Source organism: Microcoleus sp. Z1_A1, from assembly GCF_036700305.1.
GTDB lineage: Bacteria > Cyanobacteriota > Cyanobacteriia > Cyanobacteriales > Microcoleaceae > Microcoleus.
Window position 1 is genome coordinate 90678 of the sequence record NZ_JAUBOR010000023.1, and the last position, 6769, is coordinate 97446.

The 6769-nt window shown below is 47.0% G+C and carries 7 protein-coding genes; 3 read left to right on the forward strand and 4 right to left on the reverse strand.

Going from position 1 to position 6769, the window contains the following annotated elements:
- Positions 1-43: 43 nt before the first annotated feature.
- Genes QT973_RS16630 through QT973_RS16640 form a run of 3 tightly spaced genes read right to left on the reverse strand, consistent with a single transcriptional unit; the run spans position 44 to position 961 of the window.
- Positions 44-268, reverse strand: a complete 225-nt coding sequence (locus QT973_RS16630; protein WP_333053143.1) for a hypothetical protein — start codon at positions 266-268, stop codon at positions 44-46.
- The gene (locus tag QT973_RS16635) at positions 255-551 is read right to left on the reverse strand and encodes a hypothetical protein (RefSeq protein WP_333391729.1); all 297 of its coding nucleotides are present in this window, start codon (positions 549-551) and stop codon (positions 255-257) included. The genes QT973_RS16630 and QT973_RS16635 overlap by 14 nt, the downstream gene beginning before the upstream one ends.
- Positions 551-961, reverse strand: coding sequence for a hypothetical protein (locus tag QT973_RS16640; RefSeq protein WP_333391731.1), 411 nt, complete (start codon positions 959-961; stop codon positions 551-553). The genes QT973_RS16635 and QT973_RS16640 overlap by 1 nt, the downstream gene beginning before the upstream one ends.
- A 391-nt stretch (positions 962-1352) precedes the next feature.
- Between QT973_RS16640 and ispG the strand changes: the two genes are divergently transcribed.
- A complete protein-coding gene (ispG, locus tag QT973_RS16645; protein WP_333391733.1) occupies positions 1353-2573 on the forward strand; it encodes a (E)-4-hydroxy-3-methylbut-2-enyl-diphosphate synthase in 1221 nt (406 codons plus the stop codon).
- 359 nt (positions 2574-2932) lie between these two features.
- Positions 2933-4288 carry a carboxyl-terminal processing protease CtpC gene (gene ctpC / locus QT973_RS16650; protein ID WP_333053137.1) on the forward strand — a complete coding sequence of 452 codons (1356 nt, stop codon included), beginning with the start codon at positions 2933-2935 and terminating at the stop codon, positions 4286-4288.
- A 133-nt stretch (positions 4289-4421) separates the two neighbouring features.
- Here ctpC and QT973_RS16655 read toward each other — a convergent pair whose 3' ends face one another.
- Positions 4422-4628, reverse strand: coding sequence for a DDE transposase family protein (locus QT973_RS16655; protein WP_333053135.1), 207 nt, complete (start codon positions 4626-4628; stop codon positions 4422-4424).
- A gap of 411 nt (positions 4629-5039) precedes the next feature.
- Here QT973_RS16655 and QT973_RS16660 point away from each other — a divergent pair.
- Positions 5040-6769 (forward strand): cation-translocating P-type ATPase (locus QT973_RS16660; protein ID WP_333391735.1); only part of this gene is annotated, 1730 nt, incomplete at its 3' end.

The following is a 6769-nucleotide window of genomic DNA, read 5'->3' on the forward strand; positions in this document are numbered from 1 at the left end:
AGCGACATAGATGTTGGTGAACCCGCCCCTACAGAACCTTTGTCTATGCAAATACTGCTTCTACGGCTTTCGGCAATGCGATGGGCACGAAATACGCGACTGGATACAAATAATCTTCACCTGATTCATCAATAACTCGGATAAATTGATGTTCCCCAGCGCGATTATCGGGTATGATTCGATAGATTTTTCGCACTTCCAAGGATGCTTGATAGTCTTGATTGTTAATGCAAACTACAAATTGTGTTTCTAAGTTAAACTTCAACATATTTGCATAAAGTAGTCGGTTCAGAAGCAGTTGCCTCTGTCAACAAAATCGTCCCCTCAGTTGTCAATTCCCATCTATCGCGAGGCGAACCTGTTTCTATATATCGCTGAACCAAGCCATCAGCAGCGAGTTTTTTTAAGACAACCATCATGTCAGGTTCTCGCGGTACATCTCGACGGGAAAGTGCATTCGCGAGTTCGTACCAACTCCACTTTCCTTGACCTTTAGCTACTAATTCCAGCAGCACTAATTCAAGCTGGGTTAATTGAGTTAGTTTTTTCATCAAAATTCCTCTACGCTCGGATGAAATAAAACGCCGAATCCTTCTTTTAATTTATAATCTTCAAGAGTTGCTGTGTGAGCATTGTTCCAAAGTTCATAAGCCTCATCCGGGTCAGCGGGTTGTTCAGTTGGGTAGCCAAGCTTTTTATACCTGAGATACTCACGTAACTCGTGAGTATAAAAGCGTAAATCAACAGGCTCAGCTACAAGGGTTTGGGTGGTGATACCTCTTAACCTTTCAACCATTCTTAGCTCAGCTTCACCAACTGGATTAAATCTGCGAACATGAGCTTCAACTAAGGCAAAGCCTTGATGGGTATTTTTAACATTTTGATAAGATAAGTTGAGAATTTTTCCGCCATTTTTATAGGGATTGAAAGGTCTGCCACTTGTTGCACCTTTTTCGATCATGTTATTCGAGTGACTTTAATCTACTGGCATAAGTGTTTGAAACTCAAAACTATGTAGATATTTTTGCCAGTCGGTCATTGCCCACAATAATTTTATATTCTACCTAAAATTTATCAACTGTTAAACAAGCCCCCGGATTCATCTGTGGAATGGGTATCTTGCCCGCCCGGAATGTTAAATTTTAATACTAAAAAATCGATCGCCCTTACCCCCAAAACTACATAATGTGAGTTACAAGTTCGTAGACGTAAGCCGGGGCGTAGCCATCGTACTTCTATCAAAAACCCTAAATCGTAAAACCTGTTTGTCCAAACAGACCCTTTCTATGGCAACCTGAAAAACAGCAGACACATTTTTATAGACCTTAGTAACAAAACTCTAGCAACCAGTTATGCAAACTCTGCCGAACCCCACTAAAACCCCCACCACCGAACCAACCTTCGACACCACCATCAAACGCCGCAAAACCCGACCCGTCAAAGTCGGTAGCGTCACCATCGGCGGCGGCTACCCCGTCGTCGTACAGTCGATGATTAACGAAGACACCCTCGACATCGACGGTTCAGTCGCCGGAATTCGGCGCTTGCACGAGATTGGCTGCGAAATCGTCCGCGTCACCGTGCCCAGCATGGCCCACGCCAAAGCTTTAGCCGAAATCAAGCAAAAACTGCACGCCACCTACCAACCCGTGCCCCTCGTCGCCGATGTCCACCACAACGGCATGAAAATTGCTCTCGAAGTGGCCAAACACGTAGACAAAGTGAGAATCAATCCCGGACTTTACGTGTTCGAGAAGCCGAAAGCCGACAGAACCGAATACACCGACGCCGAATTCGCGGAAATTGGCGCAAAAATCCGCGAAACCCTGGAACCTTTGGTGATTTCCCTGCGCGACCAAGGCAAAGCTTTGCGAATCGGCGTCAATCACGGTTCCCTCGCCGAACGGATGCTGTTTACCTACGGCGACACGCCCGAAGGCATGGTAGAATCGGCCCTGGAATTCATCAAAATTTGCGAATCCCTCGACTTCCGCAACATCGTACTTTCCCTGAAAGCCTCCCGTGCACCCGTGATGGTTGCTGCTTACCGGTTGATGGTGCACCGGATGGACGAACTCGGCATGGATTACCCGCTGCATTTGGGCGTCACGGAAGCAGGAGACGGCGAATACGGCCGCATCAAATCCACCGCAGGCCTGGCACCGCTGCTAACTGACGGTATCGGCGACACCATCCGCGTCTCGCTGACAGAGGCCCCAGAAAAGGAGATTCCCGTCTGCTACAGCATTCTGCAAGCCTTGGGACTGCGGAAAACGATGGTTGAGTATGTCGCTTGTCCTTCCTGCGGTCGCACTTTGTTTAATTTAGAGGAAGTGTTACACAAAGTGAGAGAGGCCACCAAGCATCTCACGGGTTTGGATATAGCAGTAATGGGCTGTATTGTCAATGGGCCCGGAGAAATGGCTGATGCTGATTACGGCTACGTCGGGAAGCAACCGGGTTATATTTCGCTGTACCGGGGCCGGGAAGAAATTAAGAAGGTGCCGGAAGACCGAGGGGTGGCAGAATTGATTGACTTGATTAAATCGGACGATCGCTGGGTCGATCCTTAGCCGATTCTTTCTCTGTTGCTAGAGTTCGACAGTCCGACAGTCCGACAGTCCGACAGTCCGACAGTTCGACAGTCCGACAGTCCGACAGTCCGACAGTCCGACAGTCCGACAGTCCGACAGGGGTTGAAACCCCTGTCTCATAGCTGAAGTCGGTTTAAACCGACTGAAGAGCACCTTTATCAGAAGCTGCAGGGCCTGTTCCACAAAGAGTGAGTGTTCTTGGGGGGTGGGCACGCGAGCCCGCCCTGAATAGAAGTCGGCAAAGTGGAAAATATATGTACGCCAAACGCGAGCGGGCCTTGCCTGTGTTAGATTGAGCGTAATTATTCTGAACTCTTTTCGTCCCGCGCGTCAGACAAATGGTTATAACAAAACGAGGGCTTGTTCTAAGTGCAGCAGCGGTGGTACTCACTGCTGTAACTCTTGCGAACACTGGTTGCAGTTCTAAATCTCTGGCTTCTTTTCGGGGAAGCCCTAAAGAGTTGGTTGATGAAGTTTGGCAGATTATTGACAAAAGTTATGTTGATGGCACTTTTAACCAGGTTGACTGGAAAGCGGTGCGAAATGATTATTTGAACCGGACTTATACCAGCGACGACGAAGCTTACAAAGCAATTCGGGAAATGTTGAAGAAGCTGGATGATCCTTATACGCGGTTTATGGACCCTCAAGAGTTCAGAAATATGCAGGTTGAAACTTCTGGGGAACTGACAGGAGTTGGGATTCAGTTGACTCAAGATGAGGAAACTAAGAAGTTGGTGGTGATTTCGCCGATCGAAGATACCCCTGCTTTTAGTGCTGGTATTCTGGCAAAAGATATCATTACTAAGATTGACGGCAAGAGCACAGAAGGCATGGATACGAATCAAGCAGTAAGTTTGATTCGCGGTCAGGTGAATACTGAGGTGACGCTGACTATTTTGCGGGGAAACAAGGAATTAGACTTTAAACTGAAACGCGCTAAAATTGAAATTCATCCTGTGCGGAAGTCGGTGCAGAAAACTCCCATCGGAGAAGTCGGCTATATTCGCTTAAATCAGTTCAGTGCCAATGCTGCATCGGAAATGCGATCGGCAATTAAGGATTTGGAACAGAAAAAGGTGACGGGCTATATTTTAGACTTGCGTTCCAATCCCGGCGGGTTGCTGTACGGAAGTATAGAAATTGCTCGAATGTGGCTCAAAGAAGGTACGATCGTCTCGACGGTCGATCGAGTCGGTGAGGCTGATAAACAAACGGCAAATAAGGGAGCGATCACAGACAAACCGTTAGTTATACTGGTAGACGGCGGTTCAGCAAGTGCTAGCGAGATTCTATCCGGTGCTTTGCAAGACAACAAACGCGCGGTTTTGGTGGGAACAAAGACATTTGGTAAAGGTTTAGTTCAGTCAGTACGAGGCGTGGGAAATGGTGCCGGTTTGGCGGTGACAATTGCCAAGTATTTTACTCCCAACGGCACTGATATCAACAAGGCCGGGATTGAACCGGATTTTAAGGTAGAACTCACCGAGGCTCAAAAACAGGAATTGAGGCGCGATCGCGATAAAATTGCTACGACTGCCGATCCGCAATATGCGAAAGCTATGGAAGTTTTGACAAAGCAAGTTACTGGTAAAACAGGGAACAATAAGGCGGAGGCGAAACCGAATGCTGCGCCAGCTAAGCCGAATGCGGCGCAAGCAAAACCGAGTGCGGCACCGGCTAAATCCAAGTAGTTTTTAGTCACAAAAACTTCAGTAAAGAAGGACTAAAGTCCTCACTACGAACCTGGTTTGTAGTGAGGACTTTAGTCCTTCTTATCTTCAATCTTCAATCTTCAATCTAAAATCTAAAATCTAAAATCTAAAATTAGGTTGGTTGGCATTTGCCGGCGCGAATTAAACCGATGCGGCGGGCGATGGCATCTTCGGGCGAATCGTAAGGGCCCCACTTTTCAATAATACTGGGGTTTTGTTCTTCGAGTTGCGCGATCCTCTGCGAGGGCTCCGCCAACGGCAAAATTTCGCAATTACCCGCAGGACGTTTGACAATATAAAATTTTGGTGTTTCTGTCATAGCTAAATTCGTCAAATAAAAGCTGGATACTAACTAGGCAATTGGCTCATTATAAGCTGAGGCGCATCTACATTTGACAATCAAATTCGAGCAAATTCTTGTGGGGAGTAGGGGCCCTAGCGTCCCGCCCGCCCAAAAATACAATTTAGATGCGTAACAGCTTATCAAATAACGAAACGGCAATGCAGTGTCCCAAGCGTGTTTTAGCATTAAACCCGCCTTCCATTAGTGGCTGAAACCCCCGCCGGAATAAGGATTTAACCGCCTGGAACTAATAAGAATTAAAAAAAACTAACACTTTGGGAAGATGCCACCAAATTTATCTATGATAAAAATATAGACATTTGTCTCAACACTGCATTAAACCCTTTCAGAACTACCCAAATATTCTAATCTATACCAAAAAAAACCATGCAATTTTTGCCCAAAACAATCCCCGAAATTCAACCAGAAATCCTACCAGTTAACGAATCACCGCCTGAACTTGTTACTTTCGATGTCGGCGGGATGAAATGTGCCGGCTGCGCGAAAGCTGTGGAACGCCAACTCATGCAGTATTCAGGCGTCATTTCCGCTTGCGTTAACTTGGCCGTAGAAGTCGCGACGGTTGAGTGTCAACCGGGGGCTGTCGATGCAGAAGCTTTAGCGAAAAAGTTGACTGATAATGGATTTCCCTCTCAGTCTCGTTGTGGTGAAAATCAGCGGGAAGCAGAAGCGGCAACAATTGAACGACGGCGACAAGAAATTAGACAGCAAATCAAGCAATTGACGATCGCCCTTATCCTAATTATTCTATCCGGTTTAGGTCACGTACTCGGCACAAAAGCCCCAATTCTCAGCAATATTTGGTTTCACTGGGGACTCGCCACCCTCGCTTTGCTGCTACCGGGCCGCCCGATTATCGTTGATGGGTGCCGCAGTTTGTGGCGAAATGCACCCAACATGAATACTTTGGTAGCTTTAGGCGCTGTTACAGCTTACACCGCTAGCAACGCGGCGCTGCTGTTTCCACGGATGGGATGGGAGTGCTTTTTTGATGAACCGGTGATGCTGCTGGGCTTTATTTTGTTGGGGAAAACTCTCGAACAGCAAGCCAGACGGCGCGCTGCATCAGCTTTGCAAGCTTTAATCGCATTGCAACCGGCGAAAGCCCGCTTAGTTGATTTTAAACTTTCGAGTTTAGATTTGCGATCGGAAGAATTGCCTTTAAACTCGACATCAGAAGTCTACGATCCACAATACATTGAAATTCCTGCCGATCGCGTCCGAGTCGGAGAATGGCTGCAAGTTTTGCCAGGGGAAAAAATACCGGTAGATGGTGAAGTCTGCGAAGGCAAAACAACCATAGATGAGTCGATGCTGACTGGCGAATCAATGCCGGTTTTGAAGCAACCAGGAGATACAGTTGTCGCCGGAACTATCAATAAATCCGGGGCAGTTGTGATGCGGGCAACTCGCACCGGTAAGGAAACAACTGTAGCTCAAATGGTGGCTTTGGTGCAGGCAGCCCAAACTCGCAAAGCGCCGATTCAAAATTTAGCTGATACTGTCGCGGGATATTTTGTGTATGGGGTGATGGGGATATCGGTTTTAACTTTCCTATTTTGGTATTTTGCGGGCACTCATATTTGGCCTTCTGTGCTTTTAGGACACGGGGCAATGGATATTATGGGACACGGGGCAATGAATATGGGAAATGAATTGCCAATTATCCATTATCAATCGCCTTTGCTGTTAAGTTTGAAATTGGCGATCGCAGTTTTAGTTATTGCTTGTCCTTGCGCTTTGGGATTGGCTACCCCAACTGCAATTTTAGTCGGTTCTGGCATCGGGGCGGAGCGCGGGCTTTTAATTCGCGGTGGTGATGTTTTAGAACGGGTGCATCAATTAGATACGGTGGTTTTTGATAAGACTGGCACTCTGACAACCGGAAATCTCACACTCACAGATTATTTGCCGATTTTCCAGAATTCGGAGTGGGATTTGAACTCGGATATTAATGTTGGAAACAGGCAAGATGTTTGTTCCACAATTGATGGGGTTTCTGGCAACAGGCAAGATGCCTGTTCCACAATTGATGGGGTTTCTGGCAACAGGCAAGATGCCTGTTCCACAATTGATGGGGTTTCTGGCAACAGGCA

Bases quoted from the DNA above. Each gene is read 5' to 3' on its own strand.
- QT973_RS16630 (WP_333053143.1), bottom strand. From the start codon at position 268: ATGTTGAAGTTTAACTTAGAAACACAATTTGTAGTTTGCATTAACAAT.
- QT973_RS16635 (WP_333391729.1), bottom strand. From the start codon at position 551: ATGAAAAAACTAACTCAATTAACCCAGCTTGAATTAGTGCTGCTGGAA.
- QT973_RS16640 (WP_333391731.1), bottom strand. From the start codon at position 961: ATGATCGAAAAAGGTGCAACAAGTGGCAGACCTTTCAATCCCTATAAA.
- ispG (WP_333391733.1), top strand. From the start codon at position 1,353: ATGCAAACTCTGCCGAACCCCACTAAAACCCCCACCACCGAACCAACC.
- ctpC (WP_333053137.1), top strand. From the start codon at position 2,933: ATGGTTATAACAAAACGAGGGCTTGTTCTAAGTGCAGCAGCGGTGGTA.
- QT973_RS16655 (WP_333053135.1), bottom strand. From the start codon at position 4,628: ATGACAGAAACACCAAAATTTTATATTGTCAAACGTCCTGCGGGTAAT.